Origin of the sequence: Streptomyces sp. NBC_00239 (genome assembly GCF_036194065.1) — a bacterium.
Taxonomy (GTDB): domain Bacteria; phylum Actinomycetota; class Actinomycetes; order Streptomycetales; family Streptomycetaceae; genus Streptomyces.
On sequence record NZ_CP108095.1, the window covers coordinates 1,864,155 to 1,880,697 of the forward strand.

11 protein-coding genes are annotated in these 16,543 nt (G+C 74.6%); 1 reads left to right on the forward strand and 10 read right to left on the reverse strand.

The features are described 5' to 3' along the window. Nucleotides 1-284: 284 nt before the first annotated feature. From OG764_RS08140 to OG764_RS08185, 10 genes are all read right to left on the reverse strand, one after another. The gene (locus OG764_RS08140) at nucleotides 285-2,396 is read right to left on the reverse strand and encodes a DUF5107 domain-containing protein (RefSeq protein WP_328967726.1); all 2,112 of its coding nucleotides are present in this window, start codon (nucleotides 2,394-2,396) and stop codon (nucleotides 285-287) included. 102 nt (nucleotides 2,397-2,498) lie between these two features. Beyond that, a complete protein-coding gene (locus OG764_RS08145; RefSeq protein WP_328967727.1) occupies nucleotides 2,499-3,404 on the reverse strand; it encodes an arginase family protein in 906 nt (301 codons plus the stop codon). Between the two features lie 319 nt (nucleotides 3,405-3,723). Beyond that, nucleotides 3,724-6,135, reverse strand: a complete 2,412-nt coding sequence (locus tag OG764_RS08150; protein WP_328967728.1) for an excinuclease ABC subunit UvrA — start codon at nucleotides 6,133-6,135, stop codon at nucleotides 3,724-3,726. A 51-nt stretch (nucleotides 6,136-6,186) separates the two neighbouring features. Next, a complete protein-coding gene (locus OG764_RS08155) occupies nucleotides 6,187-6,597 on the reverse strand; it encodes a VOC family protein (protein ID WP_328967729.1) in 411 nt (136 codons plus the stop codon). A gap of 10 nt (nucleotides 6,598-6,607) precedes the next feature. Next, the gene (locus OG764_RS08160) at nucleotides 6,608-7,051 is read right to left on the reverse strand and encodes a helix-turn-helix transcriptional regulator (RefSeq protein WP_328967730.1); all 444 of its coding nucleotides are present in this window, start codon (nucleotides 7,049-7,051) and stop codon (nucleotides 6,608-6,610) included. A 93-nt stretch (nucleotides 7,052-7,144) separates the two neighbouring features. After that, nucleotides 7,145-7,390 (reverse strand): LapA family protein, encoded by a 246-nt coding sequence (locus OG764_RS08165; RefSeq protein WP_328967731.1) that lies wholly within the window; start codon nucleotides 7,388-7,390, stop codon nucleotides 7,145-7,147. Between the two features lie 31 nt (nucleotides 7,391-7,421). Continuing rightward, a complete protein-coding gene (locus OG764_RS08170) occupies nucleotides 7,422-9,440 on the reverse strand; it encodes a prolyl oligopeptidase family serine peptidase (protein ID WP_328967732.1) in 2,019 nt (672 codons plus the stop codon). Between the two features lie 16 nt (nucleotides 9,441-9,456). Continuing rightward, a complete protein-coding gene (locus OG764_RS08175) occupies nucleotides 9,457-10,842 on the reverse strand; it encodes a M20/M25/M40 family metallo-hydrolase (protein WP_328967733.1) in 1,386 nt (461 codons plus the stop codon). Beyond that, a complete protein-coding gene (locus OG764_RS08180) occupies nucleotides 10,835-11,668 on the reverse strand; it encodes a M55 family metallopeptidase (RefSeq protein ID WP_328967734.1) in 834 nt (277 codons plus the stop codon). Before OG764_RS08180 ends, OG764_RS08175 begins: the two co-directional genes overlap by 8 nt. Before the next feature lie 243 nt (nucleotides 11,669-11,911). Further along, the gene (locus OG764_RS08185) at nucleotides 11,912-12,355 is read right to left on the reverse strand and encodes an SRPBCC family protein (RefSeq protein ID WP_328967735.1); all 444 of its coding nucleotides are present in this window, start codon (nucleotides 12,353-12,355) and stop codon (nucleotides 11,912-11,914) included. A gap of 182 nt (nucleotides 12,356-12,537) precedes the next feature. Between OG764_RS08185 and OG764_RS08190 the strand changes: the two genes are divergently transcribed. Continuing rightward, nucleotides 12,538-16,527, forward strand: coding sequence for an alpha/beta fold hydrolase (locus OG764_RS08190; RefSeq protein WP_328967736.1), 3,990 nt, complete (start codon nucleotides 12,538-12,540; stop codon nucleotides 16,525-16,527). The last annotated feature ends 16 nt before the right edge of the window (nucleotides 16,528-16,543 follow it).

Genomic DNA, 16,543 nt, shown 5'->3' on the forward strand with positions numbered 1-16,543 from the left:
CACCGACGCCTTCGGGCGCAACCTCCAGCCTCGCCGGCGCCTTCGGGCGCAACCTCCAGCCTCGCCGGCGTTTGAGGCGCGGGGTTTGGGGCGGAGCCCCAAGACAACCCGGCTGACGCCGGGCACCGGGCTCCGCCCGGACCCGCGCCTCAAACGCCGGCGAGGCTGGAGGTTGGGCACCGGCCGGGCTGGAGGTTGCCCGCAGGGCGGCGGCGAGGCTGGAGGTTGGGCGCCGGTGAGGCTCCGGGGGCTGAGGTGGGGCCCGGGCCGCGGGGCGGTGGGGGTCAGGGGCGGATGCGGAAGTCGTAGGGGAGGGGGAGGGGGGCATTGGTGGCCGAGGCCCAGACTTCGCCGAGGGACTCGTCGCCCTCACGGAGATCCGCCACTTCGAACCCCTCGTCGAACACCCGCCGCGCCGCCGCCACATGCCCCTCGGCAACGAGCAACCGCGCCGCGAGCAACCGGAACCGCCCCCGCTCCCGCAGGGCCGGCCGCAGCCGTTCCCACACGGCCCGCGCGGCCGCCGGCCGCCGCGCCGCGAGCAGCGCGGCCAGCGCCTCGCGCCCGAGCGCCGCCTCCGCCGCAGTCCACTCCTGACCGCCGCGACTCTCCTCGCACAGGTCGTCGAACGCCTCCGCGAACCGGTCGGCCGCCCGGTCCGTGTGCCCGGCCAGCTCGTCGGCCACCGCCAGACACCGCAGCAGCGGCCACCGGGACGGCGCGAGGGCCAGCCCGCGCTCCCAGCTGCGGACCGCCTGGGCGAGGTCGCCGGCGTGCCACTGCGCGACCCCGAGGTGGTACTCGGTGAGCGGGTCGGCCGGCGCCGTCTCCAGCATGTCCCGCCAGTGCGGGGCGACCAGGCTCGGCCCGGGCGGAGCCACCCGGCGCGGCACCGGCAGCGCGCCGGTGCGCCACAGCGCGAGCCAGGGTTCCTGCGGGGACTCCAGGGAGCCCTCCTCGAAGGGCGTGCCGGGCAGCTTGTGGCCGGCCCGCAGCACTTCGAGCGCGCCCCAGCCCGACCCGGCCGCCAGCCGTTCGCGCGGCTCGGTGTCGGCGTGCGGCAGCCAGGCCGCGTACGCCTCCTCCAGCCGGGCCGCCGGCAGCACTCCGGCCAGCCGCGCGGCGGCCTCCGTACGGGCCGCCGCCCAGTCCTCGCCGTGGACCAGGGCCGGGTCCGCGGCCAGCGGCCCGTACGCCTCCAGCCAGCTGAGCTCCGACCCGGCGTCCAGCCGTACGTGCTCCAGCTGGGTGCGGGCGAGGCCCGCCTGGATCTCCGCGTAACCGGGGGTGCCGGGCTCGGTGAGCCACTCCTGCCAGCGGCGCCCGCCGCGGCCCGCGCCCCAGACGAAGAGCTTGCGGCCGCGGAGCACCCCGGTCGAGGTCTGCACCAGCCCGCGGCCGTGCTCGTCGAGCGAGGCGATCCAGGGCCGGGCGCCGTCGGCGAGATCATAGAAGTAGTCGGCCGGGAACGTGCCGCGCAGCGGGTAGGTGCGGTCGGCGCCGTCCCACTCCGGGACCGGAATCCGCCGCAGGGTGCACTCGTGGCCGGGGGCGCCTCCCACGCCCGAAGGGCTGTGGCGGAGCCAGGCCCGGTCGGCGGGGGCGAGGACGCGGGTGCCGGGGGCTTCGGGGACGGCGGTGTTCGACCACCAGTACACGGGGGCGGGCCGTTCGTGCGGATTGCGGATCCGGACCCCGACGTACAGGAAGCGGGAGTCCGCCGGCAGCCACAGGTCCACCTGGAACGGCAGGTCGCGCAGCCGCTCCCACTCCCACAGCCGTACCATCGCCCCGCCGTCGGGGGCCGGTAACACCGCGGCGTGCAGCGGGGCGCAGGCCAGGGCGGTGTGGCCGGTGGCGCCGATGTTCCACTCGATGCCGCCGGAGAACCAGGCGCCGTTCAGGGCGAACGCGGCGGGCTGTAACACCGGGTTGCGGTAGAGCAGTTCACGCTCCACCGGGACGGTCCCGCCGCTCACGCCGACCCCGCCGGCTGCCGCGTCGGCCGCCCGGACCCCGCCGGGCCCGTGGTGGCCGCCGGATCCCTGGGCCCCGAGGGCCCCGACGGCCGCCGTGTCCTTGTGGACGAGGGAGACCACCCGGCCGCCGAGGCCGGGCAGTACGGTCGCCCGCAGCATGCCGTTCTCGATCACGATCGCGTCGAACTCCCGCTCGGAGCGCTGCCGTTCGTAGCCGTCGAGGATCCGTACGGGCAGCAGGCTGCGGAGCGGCTCGTAGCCGATCTGGCGCGCCATGTCCCGGGGCAGACCGGCCCGGTCCCGCGCGTCGAGCACGTGCACGCCGTCGGGGGCGCGCAGGGCGGGCAGTGGGTTCTCGGGGCCCAACGGGGCCGCGGGCAGGGTGAGTACGGTCATACGGACGGTCGTGGCGGTCATGGCCAAGGAGACCTCCCCTTCTCGCCGGGGCGGTTCGTGCCCCAGAGGGAATGGAACACGCCACCGCGGCCGGGCAACAGGGGGTCCGCGGATCACGCCGGGTCAGGATTGCGCAAAGCCCGCCACGATCGCCCCGGCGAAGAGTCGGCCGGCCTCCCCCGACGGGTCGAGGTCCGGGTCGTAGATGGTGGCGTTGAGCCCGACACAGCGCGGCGAAGCGATCAACGTCCGCAGCAGTACGGCCAGTTCATCGGGCATCAGACCCCCCGGGTCGGGGGCGTCGACGGCCGGCATCACCGTCGGGTCGAGCACGTCCGCGTCGAGGTGCACCCAGAATCCGCGGACCTCCGAAGCCCGGAAGGCGGCGAGGGCCTCCCGCGCCACCACGGCGGCGCCGCGGGCCCGGATCGCGCCGACCGTCGCGGCCGTGATGCCGAGTCCGGCGAGTTCGGCGAGGTCCGGGTCGCCGTCCCGGATCCCGAAGAGGCAGATGTCCTCGTCGCGCAGGTAGGGCCGGCGGCCTTCGAGGTCGGTGAGCAGGTCCTGGCCGCGGCCGGTGGCGAGGGCGAGTTCCTCGCCGGCGGCGGCCCCGACCGGCCCGTTCCGGTCGGTGTTCCCGGGGTGCCGGAAGTCGGCCGACCCGTCGAGCACGGCCAGCCCGTACCGGCCCAGGCGGCGCATGGCCAGGTCGGCGCCGAGCTGGATCGAGCAGTCACCGCCGAGCACGACGGGGAACTCCCCCGCCTCCAGGTGCTTTTCGATGCGGTCGGCGAGGGTGACGGTGTACGCGGCGATCTGCTCGGCGTGGAACACGCCGTCTCCCTCCCGCCAGTCGCCGCGGTCGTAGCGCGGCGGGACGACGGCGCCGCCGTCGCGGGCGCCGAGGCGGGTCAGCAGGCCGTGTTCGCGCAGCGCCATGGCGAGTTTGTGGCAGCCGGGGACGGTGCCGGGGGTCGGGGGCCGCAGGCCCAGATTCGACGGGGCGTCGACAAGTACCAGAGTCCGCATCCCCCCATCCTCCAACGCCCCCCACCCGCCCACCAGACCGCCCTGGGGCGCAACCTCCAGCCGCGCCGGCGTTGGAGGCGCAGCCTCGGGCGGAGCCCATCCCAGCTTCGCCGGTGCCCTGGGGCGCAACCCCAGCCTCGCCGGCGCCCTGGGGTGCAATTCCCGGCCTCGCCGGCGTTTGAGGCGCGGGGTTTGGGGCGGAGCCCCAGCGGACAACCCGGCTGACGCCGGGCACCGGGCTCCGCCCGGACCCGCGCCTCAAACGCCGGCGAGGCTGAAGGGCGCGCAGGGTTGGCCGGGCTCCGCCCGGGCCCGCGCGTCAGGCGCCCACGTACGTGGCCAGGTGCTCGCCGGTCAGGGTGGAGCGCGCCGCGACGAGATCCGCCGGCGTGCCCTCGAAGACGACGCTGCCGCCGTCGTGACCGGCCCCCGGCCCGAGGTCGATGATCCAGTCCGCGTGAGCCATCACCGCCTGGTGGTGCTCGATGACGATGACCGACTTGCCGGAGTCGACCAACCGGTCGAGCAGCCCGAGGAGTTGCTCCACATCGGCCAGGTGGAGGCCGGTGGTCGGCTCGTCGAGGACGTACACCCCGCCCTTGTCCCCCATGTGCGTGGCCAGCTTGAGCCGCTGCCGCTCGCCTCCGGACAGCGTGGTGAGCGGCTGCCCGAGCGTGAGGTAGCCGAGCCCGACGTCGGCGAGCCGGACCAGGATCCGGTGCGCGGCCGGCGTGTGTGCCTCGCCGGCGCCGAAGAACTCCTCGGCCTCGGTGACCGACATCGCGAGCACCTCGCTGATGTCGCGCCCGCCGAGCAGGTATTCCAGCACCGACGCCTCGAACCGCTTGCCGTCGCACTCCTCGCAGGTGGTGGCGACGCCGGCCATCATCGCCAGGTCGGTGTAGATGACGCCGGCTCCGTTGCAATTCGGGCAGGCACCCTCGGAGTTGGCGCTGAACAGGGCCGGCTTGACGCCGTTGGCCTTGGCGAACGCCTTGCGGATCGGGTCGAGCAGGCCCGTGTACGTCGCGGGGTTGCTCCGCCGGGAGCCGCGGATCGCACTCTGGTCGACGGACACCACCCCTTCCCCGTCGGCTCCGTGACGTCCCGTCAGTGAACCGTGGATCAGGGAGCTCTTGCCGGATCCCGCGACGCCGGTGACGACGGTGAGGACCCCGAGCGGGATGTCGACGTCGACGTCGCGCAGGTTGTTGGCGTTCGCGCCGCGGATCTCCAGCGCCCCGGTGGGCTCGCGCACCGTCTCCTTGACGGCGGCCCGGTCGTCGAAGTGGCGGCCGGTGACGGTGCCGCCGGACCGCAGCCCGTCGACGGTGCCCTCGAAGCAGATGGTGCCGCCCCCCGAGCCGGCGCCGGGGCCGATGTCGACGATGTGGTCGGCGATCACGATCGTCTCCGGCTTGTGCTCCACGACCAGCACCGTGTTGCCCTTGTCGCGCAGCCGCAGCAGCAGGTCGTTCATGCGCTGGATGTCGTGCGGGTGCAGGCCGATGGTGGGCTCGTCGAAGACGTACGTGACGTCGGTGAGCGCGGAGCCGAGGTGCCGGATCATCTTGACGCGCTGCGCCTCGCCGCCCGACAGGGTGCCCGCGGGCCGTTCCAGCGAGAGGTAGCCGAGGCCGATCTCCACGAAGGAGTCGAGGGTCCGCTGGAGCGCGGCGAGCAGCGGTGCGACGGAAGGTTCCTTCAGGCCGCGGACCCAGTCGGCGAGGTCGCTGATCTGCATGGCGCAGGCGTCGGCGATGCTGATCCGCTTGATCTTGGAGGAGCGGGCCCCCGCCGTGAGCCGGGTGCCGTCGCACTCGGGGCAGCTGGTGAAGGTGACCGCCCGCTCCACGAAGGCCCGGATGTGCGGCTGCATCGCTTCCTTGTCCTTGGACAGGAACGATTTCTGGATCTTGGGGATCAGTCCTTCATAGGTGAGGTTGACCCCGTTGACCTTGACCTTGGTCGGCTCGCGGTAGAGGAAGTCCTGCATCTCCTTCTTGGTGTACCGGCGGATGGGCTTGTTCGGGTCGAGGAAGCCCGACTCGGCGTAGATCCCGACGGTCCACACGTTGTCCGACTTCCAGCCGGGGATGGTGAACGCGCCCTCGGCGATCGACTTGGAGTCGTCGTAGAGCTGGGTGAGGTCGATGTCGGAGACGTTGCCGCGGCCCTCGCAGCGCGTGCACATGCCGCCGGTGCGGTTGAAGGTCGCCTTCACCGTCTTGGTCTTGGCGTCACCGCGGTCGACGGTGATCCCGCCGCTCGCCCGGACCGAGGCGACGTTGAACGAGAAGGCACCGGGCGGGCCGAAGTACGGCTTGCCGAGCCGGCTGAAGAGGATCCGCAGCATGGCGTTGGCGTCGGTGGCGGTGCCGACGGTGGAGCGCGGGTCGCCGCCCATCCGCTGCTGGTCGACCGTGATCACGGTCGTCAGTCCGTCGAGCACGTCGACCTCGGGCCGGGCGAGTGTCGGCATGAAGCCCTGCACGAAGCTGCTGTACGTCTCGTTGATCATCCGCTGGGACTCGGCGGCGATCGTGTCGAACACGAGCGAGCTCTTGCCGGAGCCGGAGACGCCCGTGAACACCGTCAGCCGGCGCTTGGGGATCTCGATGCTGACGTCCTTGAGATTGTTCACGCGCGCTCCGTGCACGCGGATCATGTCGTGGCTGTCGGCAACGTGCGGCGCGGACGGGTTCGCATCCGTACGCGGGGCCTTGCTCATCGTCTCTCCATCGGTTCGCGGGGCGGCGGCCGCTCGGTCGTCGTGAGCGGCTCAGCGGATCTCGTTGATGCGGATGTGGTTGCCCGCCGGGTCGCGGAAGGCGCAGTCGCGGACTCCGTACGGCTGCTCGATCGGCTCCTGGATGACGTCGGCGCCGCTGGCCTGGAGCTTCTCGAAGGTGCCGTCGAGGTCGGGGGTGGCCAGGATGAGGCGGGCGTAGGTGCCCTTGGCCATCATCTCGGTGATCGTGCGGCGCTCGTCCTCGGTGAGGCCCGGGTCCATGGCCGGGGGTTCCAGGACGATGTTCGTGCCGGGCTGGTCGAGGGGCCCGACCGTGATCCAGCGGTTGCCGCCGTACTCGACGTCCTTGCGGACCTCGAACCCGAGGGTGTCGCGGTAGAAGCCCAGGGCGGCCTCCGCGTCGTCGTGGGGGAGGAACGTGGTGTGAATCGTGATGTCCATGACGATCACGCTAGCTCCGGCCCGGCGGCCGCGCTTCTCGATTCCTGATCGGTCGCGTCACCTGCTTGGACACGCAGGACGGCATCTCCGCCGCGGTGCCGGCCTCCTGCCGCCGGTAGGCGCTGGGCGACATGCCGACCAGCTCGGTGAAACGGCTGCTGAAGGTGCCCAGCGAGGCGCAGCCGACCGCGAAGCAGACCTCGGTGACGCTCAGGTCGCCGCGCCGCAGCAGCGCCATGGCGCGCTCGATGCGCCGCGTCATCAGATAGGCGTACGGGGGCTCCCCGTAGGCGAGCTTGAACTCCCGGCTGAGGTGCCCGGCCGACATGTGCACCCCGCGGGCCAGCGCCTCGACGTCCAGCGGCTGCGCGTACTCCCGGTCGATCCGGTCGCGGACGCGCCGCAGCTGCGCGAGGTCGCGCAGGCGCTGGGCGGCGTCGGGTCTGCTGGTCATCATCGAAATCGTGCCACACCGGCCGGCCGGACGGCCGGGGAAGAGCCGGTTTCGCCGACCCGGAAAGGCCCGCCGGTGCTGCCCGTCCCCGCGCTACCTGCGGCGCCCGAAGAAGTAGCCGCAGAGGGCTCCGACCACGGCCATCGCGAGCAGCGCGAGCCACAGCGGCATGGTCACTTCCGGGATCAGCAGCCTGATCTTCGTCTCGCGGGTGTTCTCGAAGATGAACACGAGGGAGAGGGCGGCCACGACCAGCATCGTGATCCGGCCGGGGGTCAGGACTCCCCCGCCCCGCCCCCGGTCCTGCCCGCGGCCCGTGGTGGACGACTTGGTGCTCATGCCCCCAGCATCGCCCGGATGGCGTGCGCGGTCATTTCCTGAGCTCCAGCCGCGGTACGTCGGGCCGCTCGAAGCCGAAGGTCTGCGCGTACAGCGACAGCTCCGCCTCCAGGGCGCGCACCATCGTCTGCGCCCGCCGGAAGCCGTGTCCCTCGCCCTCGAAGGCGAGGTAGGCGTGCGGGATGCCGCGGCCGGCGAACCGGGCCAGGAAGCGTTCCGCCTGGGCCGGCGGGCAGACCGGGTCGTCCAGGCCCTGGAGCAGCACGAACGGCGCGATGATCCGGTCGGCGCGGGTCAGCGGCGAGCGCTGTGCGCGCCTGGCCGCGAGGTCGGGCAGGTAGCGGGACTCCAGGTCGTGGGTCTCCTGCGCGATGCCCGTGACGTCCAGCACCGGGTAGATGATCGTTCCGCAGGCGTACGTGCGGGTCCCCGCGAGCGAGGCGGCGGTGGTCCAGCCGCCCGCGCTGCCGCCGCGGACGGCGAGCCGGGCGGGGTCGGCGGTGCCCTCGGCGGCGAGCGCCCGGGCGACGGCCGCGCAGTCCTCGACGTCGACGATGCCCCACTGCTCGCGCAGCCGCTCCCGGTAGGCCCGCCCGTATCCGGTGGATCCGCCGTAGTTGACCTGGGCGACGCCGATGCCGCGCGAGGTGAAGTACGCGATGTGCAGGTCCAGGATGGGCGCCACGTGTTCGGTGGGGCCGCCGTGCACCCAGACCACGTACGGCGGGAGCTCGTCGGCGGGGACGCCGAGGGCGGGGTGGTGCGGCGGGTAGACGTGGGCGTGGATCTCCCGGTTGTCGGGGCCGGTGAAGGTGCGGCTCTGCGGCTCCGGGTAGTAGGCCGGGTCGACGGGGTCGGCGCCGCGGACCCCCAGGGCCCGGGCGTGGCCGGTCGCGGTGTCCAGCTCGACCACTTCGTAGGCGCTGCGCGGGCTGGCGGCGACGCCCGCCACCCGGGTGCCGCGTACGGCGAGGGTGGGCTGCCAGTGGGTCCAGGGGCCGGCCGCGTCGACGAGGTCGCCGGACTCCGGGTCGAGGATCCCGAGCACGGAGGCGCCCCGGCCGTGCAGGACCGCGACCAGGCCCGTCCCGACACCCCCGGCCGCGGGACGGCCCGCGCCGCCCTCCCCGCCCGCGCCGTCCGCCAGCGGCGCGAACCAGGTGAGCCCGGGCTTCCACAGCGGCCCCCCGAACTCCTCCTCGCGCGGGCACAGGTTGACCGCCTCCCCGGTGTCCGGGTCCACCCGGTACGGGTTCCACCAGCCGCTGCGGTCGCTGACGGCCAGGAGGCCGCCGTCCGCCGCCCAGTCGGCCTGCGCGACCGATTCGCCGGGCCCGCCCAGCACCGTGCGCTCGCCGGTCAGCGTGCCCTCGGCAGTGACGTCGGCGACCTTCAGCTCGGTGCCGTCCCAGGGCATCCGCGGGTGGTCCCACACCAGCCGGGCGGACCGCCGCCCGTCCGGGGACAGCCGCGGCCCGGTGGTGAACCGGTGCCGCGCGTCGGTCAGCTCCCGTACGGCCGTACGGTCCCCGGCCGCCGAGCCGTCCAGCGGGACGGCGGCCGCCACCCGGCGCACGTCGGTGGGGCGGGGGCCGGTGAACTCCTCCAGGACGCACCACACTTCGCCGCGTTCCGGGCAGAGCACAGGCTCGGCCCAGCGCAGCCCCCCGCCGACCGCCGAGAGCGGGGTCAGCGGGCGCGGCGCGGGCGCGCCCGGGGCGTCCGGCTCGTAGGCGTACAGCCGCTGGTCGTCGAAGTGGACGAAGAGTACGAGGGGCCCGCCGGCGGGGCGTTCGGCGCCCGCCCAGGGCCGGCCGCCGTACTCGACGACCCGGCTGCGGACGTTCCAGGGCGGCGGAAGCACCGTTTCGGCACGGCCGTCGGCCCGACTGCGGACCAGGGCGCGGCGGCCGCCCTCGGCGGGCCGGGGCTCGGTCCACCACAGCTCCTCGCCGACCGCCCCGAGGTATTCGGGGCGGCCGTCCAGCCCGGCCGCCAGCTCGGCGTCGATCGGCGACGGCCAGCTGCCGTAGGGGGCGGTGGGCACCATGTCCTGCTCCTCTCCGCTACAGCGTGCGCAGGGCGTGGTCGAGGACTCTGACCCCGAAGTGCAGGGCGTCGACCGGGACCCGCTCGTCCACGCCGTGGAAGAGCGACCAGTAGTCGAAGCCCGGCGGCAGCTTGAGCGGGGAGAAGCCGTAGCCGGTGATGCCGAGCCGGGAGAACTGCTTGGCGTCGGTGCCGCCGGCCATGCAGAACGGGACCACGTGCCCGGCGGGGTCGAACCGCTCGACGGACTCGCGCAGCACGGCGTACGTCCGGGAGTCGACGGGCGCCTCCAGGGCCACCTCGCGGTGGTGGAACTCCCAGTCGACGTGCGGGCCGGTGAGTTCGTCGAGGGTGGCGCGGAACTCCTCCTCGCCGCCGGGCAGCACCCGCCCGTCGACGTGGGCGGTGGCCCGGCCGGGGATGACGTTGACCTTGTATCCGGCGTCGAGCATGGTCGGGGTGGCGCTGTTGCGTACGGTCGCCTCGACGAGGGCGGCGGCCGGGCCGAGCTTGGTGAGGAAGGCGTCGAGGTCGAAGCTGCGGGCCTGCGGGTCGACGTCCAGCCCGTACACGGAGCCGAGCGCGGTGATCGCGGCCCGTACGGTGGGCGTGAGCCGGACCGGCCACGGGTGGTCGGCGATCCGGGACACCGCGTGCGCGAGCCGGCTGACGGCGTTGGCCGGGTTGGGCTTGGAGCCGTGGCCGGTGGTGCCGTGCGCGGTGAGCTTCAGCCAGGCGGTGCCGCGCTCCCCGGCGGCGACCGGGTAGAGCGCCAGGCCCGGGTAGGGGTGGACGGTGAAGGCGCCCGACTCGCTCAGGCCCTCGGTGCAGCCCTCGAAGAGGCCGGGGTGCCGGTCGGCGAGGAAGCCGGCGCCGTCGACGGCGCTGTCCTCCTCGTCGGCGGTGAAGGCGATCACGATGTCCCGCCGGGGGCGTACGCCGGCCCGGGCCCAGGCCCGCACGACGGACAGGACCATCGCGTCCATGTTCTTCATGTCGACCGCGCCGCGGCCCCACACCACCCCGTCGCGGACCTCGCCGGAGAACGGGGGCACGCTCCAGTCGGCGGCCTCGGCGGGCACCACGTCGAGGTGGCCGTGCACGAGGAGGGCGTCGGCGGACGGGTCGGTGCCCGCGATCCGGGCGACGACGTTGGTGCGGCCCGGGGTGCGTTCGAGGAGTACGGGCTCCAGACCCGCGCCGGCGAGGCGCTCGGCCACGTACTCGGCGGCGGGCCGCTCGCGGCAGTCGCCGCCGCCCCGGTTGGAGGTGTCGATGCGGATCAGGCCGGAGGTGAACTCGACGGCCTCGTCGAGGGCCGTCGCGTCCACGACGGCCGCTTCACCGACGGCCGCTTCACCGGGGGGCCGGCCTGCCTGCTCTGGAGAGTGCATGTCAGCCATACTGCTCCTCGACGGCCGCGGACACGATCGTCGTGACCGCCTTGAACGTGCGGATCCCCTCGTACATCGTCCCGCTGGTGTAGGCGACCCGGCGCTCGCCGGTGCGCTCGACGCCGGGGACGACGGTCGCGGCGGCCGACAGGTGCTCGGCGTCGAACTCGAGCACGACGCTGAACGGGCCGCCGTGCACGGGTTCGTGGCGCACCGCGAGGGCTGCGGCCTCCCGGGCGGCGGCCTCGATCTCGGCGGCGGTCCGGGCGGGCGGGCGGCAGACGGCCGCGTACCGCGAGACGTGGTCCTTGACCGCGACGGTCCGGGCGTGCGGCGCGTAACCGCGGGCGTCCTGGCAGGTCAGGTCGTCGCCGGTGACGAGGACGACGGGGACGCCGTACTCGGCGACGACATGGGCGTTGAGCAGTCCCTCACTGGCGCGGGCGCCGTTGAGCCAGACGCCGGTGATCGAGTTCGCGAGGTAGGTGTGGGCGAGCACGCCCTCGGTGCCGGCGCCGGTGTGGTAGCCGACGAAGGCGATGCCGTCGACGTCTCCGTGCTGGACGCCCTCGACCATGGAGAGGGACTTGTGGCGGCCGGTGAGCATCTCGACGCGCTCGTCGAGGCGTTCCAGCAGCAGGTTGCGCATGGTCCAGTGGGCCTCGTTGACCAGGACCTCGTCGGCGCCGCCGGCGAAGAAGCCGACGGCGGCGGCGTTCACGTCGGAGGTGAACATGGCCCGGCAGCGCTCCCACTGCGGGGTCCCCGGCAGCACGTCGGCCGGCCAGGTCACCCCCGTGGCGCCCTCCATGTCGGCGGAGATGAGGATCTTCATCGGCCCCCCGTGGGTACGCGTACGACCCGCCCCGGCGGACGGGTCCGACTCCCCCACACTAGGCGGCCGTGGCCCCGCCGGGCCGGATCAGCGCGGCGGGGCCGGCCGGTGTGACGCGCAGGGGGCCCGCCGGCGGGCCCGGCCCGATGGCGGGCGGGGGCGCGGCGGGCCCCCGGGGGCCGCACAATCCACTCGATCCGGTGACCGGCCGCCGGCGAAGGCGACCGGCGGCGGCCGGGCGGCCTACTTCTCGACCTCGGCGGCCAGGTTGGCCAGCAGGGCGTCGTAGATCCGGCCGAGGCCCTTGGGGGCGAAGGTCTTCTCGAAGAAGCCGCCGATGCCTCCGGCGCCGTTCCACACGGTGGTGACCACGGCGCGGGAGCGGCCCTCGCCGGCCGGGGTGACCGTCCAGGTGGTCACCATCGAGGAGTTGCGGTCCTTCTCGACGAGCTGGCCGTCGGTGGGCTCGGTGACCTCCAGCAGGCAGTCGCGGATGCGCTTGCTGGTCGCCTGAAGCTTCCAGTGCACGAGCGTGCCCTCGCCGTCGCCGCCCTCGCGGACCTCGTACTCGCTGAAGTGCTCCGGAAGCACCTTGGAGCGGGTGCCGGTGTAGTCCGCGAGCGCGTCGAACACGGTCTCCGCGTCGGCCGCGATGATCCGCTCCGTGGTGGCCTCGACCTGCGCCATACCTGTTCCTCCAGCACTTGTGAACGCTCGACTTCGGGGGTCGGCGGCAAGCCAACCACCTCCGGCTGTGCGGCCCAAATCCGGGGGTCCCGGGCCGATCCGTCCGATCTGCCGACAACCGGGGTACGACCCCGTCCGGATGGGTACCTTGGTCGCCTGTCGGGCGATCCGGGGAGGCCGTTGTGGGGTCGGCGGAGCGGGACGAGCGGCTGGGCGTCGTGTTCGTACACGGGTTCACCTCGTCACCGAAGATGTGGAAACCGTTCACCGAACTGATGGCCGGGGACCCGGACCTGGGCTTCGTACGGCCGTTGCCCTTCGGGTACGCCACCAAGCTGGTGCAGCTGGGTCCGCTGAAGCGGATCCCCAGCTTCGACACCGTCGCCGACAGCCTCAAGGAGTACCTCGACACCGAGGCCGAGGGGTACCGGCGGCTGGCACTGGTCGGCCACAGCCAGGGCGGCCTCGTCATCCAGCGCTGCCTGACCCGGCTGCTCGGCGAGGGCCGCGGCCGGGACCTGGAACGGATCCGGCGGGTGGTGCTCTTCGCCTGCCCCAACACCGGCTCCGAAGTGGTGCTCGGGCTGCGCCGCGGGCTGCTGCGCGGCAACCCGCAGGAGGCCCAGCTGCGGCCCCTGAACGAGCAGATCGCCGACGTCCACCGCTCGGTGCTGCGGGATGTCGTGAACGCCCGCGAGATCACCGAGCGCAGCTGCCCGATCCCCTTCTCCGTGTACGCGGGCGAGGCCGACAACATCGTGCCGCCGGCCTCGGCGCGCAGCGCGTTCCCGGATGCGGCCGCGCTGCCCGGCGGGCACTCCGGCATCGTCAGGCCGGACTCCCACGAGCACCGTTCGTACCGGACGTTGCGCCGGCTGCTGCTGCGGGCCTCCGCGGACAGCGACCCGCCGGAGCCCGGTGCCGCGTTTCGCGCTCCCGCCGTCGAGCCGCTGCCGCCGCTGCCCGCGGCCGTGCCGTCGGCCGGATCCCTTTCGCTGCAAGCGCCGTCGCTGCCGTTGCCGCTGCCGGCGGCCGCGGCCGGGCCCGTACTGCCGCTGCCGGCCGCCTCCTGGCAGGGCGAAGGGGCCGGCGGGCTGCGGGGCGGGGTGCGGGGCGAGCGCCTCGGGGATCCGTACGCCGGTGCGCGCCCGCTCGCGGTGCGCGCCGCCGTCTCCCCGGGCCTGGCCGGACTCCCGCCCGCCCCCGAGGCCTTCACGGCCCGCGAGACCGAACTCGCCCAACTCCTCGCCTTCCTACGACCCCCCAACCCACACCCCGGACCCACCAACCCCGCACACCCCCCAGCCCCTCCAGCCCCGCCGGCGCTTGAGGCGCAGCTCCGGGCGGAGCCCGCCAACCCCGCGCACCCCCCAGCCCCTCCGGCGCTTGAGGAGCGGGTCCGGGCGGAGCCCGGTGCCCGGCGGAGCCGGGTTGCTCGGGGCACGGCTCCAGCGGGGGCGGGGCCGGGAATGCCCGGAGGACCGGCTCGAGGGCCGGCGCGGGGCGTTCTGCCCGTGACGGTGGTCTCCGGTATGGGCGGCGTGGGCAAGAGCGCCCTGGTGCTGCGCGCAGCGCAGGAGGCCGAGGGCCGGGGCTGGTTCCCCGGCGGCACCGTCTTCCTCAACCTGCACGGGCACGGCCCGACCGCCCCGCTGGAGCCGGGCGCCGCCGCCGCCCGCCTGCTGCGCGCACTCGGCGCCCGCGACGACGACCTGCCTCCGACCGCGGACGAACTGCTCGCCCGCTGGCGCTCCCGGCTGGCCGAACTCGCCGCGCAGGACGCCCCGGTGCTGCTCGTCCTCGACAACGCGCTGGACGCCGGCCAGGTGGCCCCGCTGCTGGCCGCGACCCCGGCCCACCGCGTGCTGGTGACCTCGCGGCACACCCTGCCCACGCTCGACGCCCGCCCGCTGCACGTGCCGGTGCTGGAGTCGGCCGAGGGTGCGCTGCTGATCGACCGGGCCCTGCGGGTGGCGGTCCCGGAGGACGACCGGGCCGCCGAGGACCCGGACGCCGCCGGGCGGATCGCCGAGCTGTGCGGCGGCCTGCCGCTGGCCCTGCTGATCACCGCGGCGGTGCTCCGTTCGGAACCGGACCGGCCGCTGCGCGAACTGGCGGACGAGCTGGCGGACAACCGGCTGCGGCTGGACGCCCTCGACCTGGGCGGCACCGACGCCCAGGGCCGGGAGTTCGCGGTGCGGGCCGCCTTCGACCTCTCGTACCGCCACCTGCCGGCGGACCAGTCCGCCGTGTTCCGGCTGATGACGGCGAACCCGGGGCCGGACGTCTCCACGGCGGCCATGGCCGCTCTGACCGGCCGCCCGGCCCCGCAGGTCCGGCGCGCGCTGGCCGCCCTGGCGCGCGCCCACCTGGTCGCGCGGACCCGCTCCCAGGCCGGCGACGAGCGCTGGTCCCTGCACGACCTGGTGCGCCTGTACGCCCTGGAGCTGGGCGAGGCGGCCGCGGCGGCGGACGCCCGGGACGCCGCGCTGGACCGGCTGCTGGACCACTACGTACGACGGGCGCGGGCGGTCCGCGGCCGGATCCAGAACGTGCGGACCGTGCCCGCCGCCGATCGCTTCGCCGCCGTACCCGAGGCGCTCGCCTGGCTGGAGGCCGAGGCGGCGAACCTGGTGGCCGCCGGTTTCCTGGCCCTCGGATCGGCAAGGGACCCGGCCGCGTTCGAGATCCTCCGCAACGTGACCGAGTACCTGCTGTGGTGGAGCTCCGGCGAGGAACTGGTGGAACTCACCCGGACCGCCCACGAGCACGCCGTGGGCGGCGGGCACGCGGGGCCGGCCCTGGAGATGCTCCTCGCGCACGCCGGCGCGCTGGTGACCACCGAGCTGCCCGAGGACGCGGTCGCGGTGCTGCTGCCCGCTCTGACGGCGGCGGAGGCGGCCCGGGACCACGAGGCCGAGGCGATGGTCCGGACGGGGCTGTGCACCGCGTACCGGGGCGCGAAGGAGTACGAGGAGGCCGTCCGGCACGGGCGCCGCGCCGTCGAGCTGATCGACGGCTCCCGGCACCCGCGGAACCGGGCCCTCGCCCTGAACAGCCTGGGCAACTCGCTGCGCCGGGCGGGCCACGTCGAGGAGTCGGTGGCGGTGCACCGGCAGACGGCGGCCATCGCGCGCCGTCTCGGCGACCGCCACTTCGAGGCCTTCGCCCTCAACAACCTCGGGAACGCGCTGACCGACCTCGGCGACCACGACGCGGGGATGGCGGCGCTGCGCTCCGCCGTGACGGCCTTCCGCTCCGCCGGGGACCGGCACGGGGAGTTCACGGTCCTGGTGAACCTCGCGCACAGCCTGCGGGACTGCGGCCGCCGCGCCGAGTCCGCGGCGCTCTGGCTGGAGATCTCCGGCCTGATGGCCCCCGCCGGCGAGTTCGCCGTCCAGTTGCACGCCCTCGCCGAGGCCGCGCGCATCATGATCGCGGACGGGAACGCGGCGGGCGCGCTGGAGCCGTGCCGGGCCGCGGTCGAGGTGATGCGCGCCTCGGGCCGGCGGGAGGGCGAGGGCCTGGTCCTGCGGGACATCGCGAGCCTGCTGGGCACCGGGAAGCAGTTCGCCGAGGGGTGCGTTCCGTGCGCCGGCGCCATCACGCTTCTGCTCGGCGAGGACCGCAGGCTGGCCGAGTCCATCCTGGCCTCGCTGCTCGCGGGCACCGAGTCGCAGGAGGGCCCGGCGGACCCGCAGGCGCGAGAGCTGCTGGCGGCCGCGGAGGTGTTCCGGGCCGCCGGCCTGTCCGGCCACGAGGGCCGGGTGCGCAACTCGGCCGGACTGCGGCTGCAGGCTGCGGGGCGGCCGCAGGAGTCGGTGGCGGTGCTGCAGCGGGCCGTCGTCCTGCTGGCCGCCGCCGGGGAACGCACCATGCGCGGCCACGCGCTCAACAACCTCGGCATCGCGCTGCGCGAGCTGGGCCGCCACGAGGAGTCGGAGCGGGCCATCCGGGAGGACCTGGCCATCTGCCGCGAGGACCGCGACGGCCACGGCGAGGCCGTCTCCCTGACGAACCTCGCCGAGACCCTGGCCGTCCGCGGTGACCGGGCGGGCGCCGCGGAGTGCCTGCGGACCGCGGCGAAGGCCTTCGGCGCGGCGGGGGCACAGGCGGAGGCCGAGGAGGCGCGGCGGCGCGCGGACACGTACGACCGGGACGGCAAGGAGTAACCGAAGCATCATCAAA

Excerpts from the sequence above, each read along its gene's own strand:
- OG764_RS08140 (WP_328967726.1), bottom strand. The coding sequence starts at position 2,396 with ATGACCGCCACGACCGTCCGTATGACCGTACTCACCCTGCCCGCGGCC.
- OG764_RS08145 (WP_328967727.1), bottom strand. The coding sequence starts at position 3,404 with ATGCGGACTCTGGTACTTGTCGACGCCCCGTCGAATCTGGGCCTGCGG.
- OG764_RS08150 (WP_328967728.1), bottom strand. The coding sequence starts at position 6,135 with ATGAGCAAGGCCCCGCGTACGGATGCGAACCCGTCCGCGCCGCACGTT.
- OG764_RS08155 (WP_328967729.1), bottom strand. The coding sequence starts at position 6,597 with ATGGACATCACGATTCACACCACGTTCCTCCCCCACGACGACGCGGAG.
- OG764_RS08160 (WP_328967730.1), bottom strand. The coding sequence starts at position 7,051 with ATGACCAGCAGACCCGACGCCGCCCAGCGCCTGCGCGACCTCGCGCAG.
- OG764_RS08165 (WP_328967731.1), bottom strand. The coding sequence starts at position 7,390 with ATGAGCACCAAGTCGTCCACCACGGGCCGCGGGCAGGACCGGGGGCGG.
- OG764_RS08170 (WP_328967732.1), bottom strand. The coding sequence starts at position 9,440 with ATGGTGCCCACCGCCCCCTACGGCAGCTGGCCGTCGCCGATCGACGCC.
- OG764_RS08175 (WP_328967733.1), bottom strand. The coding sequence starts at position 10,842 with ATGGCTGACATGCACTCTCCAGAGCAGGCAGGCCGGCCCCCCGGTGAA.
- OG764_RS08180 (WP_328967734.1), bottom strand. The coding sequence starts at position 11,668 with ATGAAGATCCTCATCTCCGCCGACATGGAGGGCGCCACGGGGGTGACC.
- OG764_RS08185 (WP_328967735.1), bottom strand. The coding sequence starts at position 12,355 with ATGGCGCAGGTCGAGGCCACCACGGAGCGGATCATCGCGGCCGACGCG.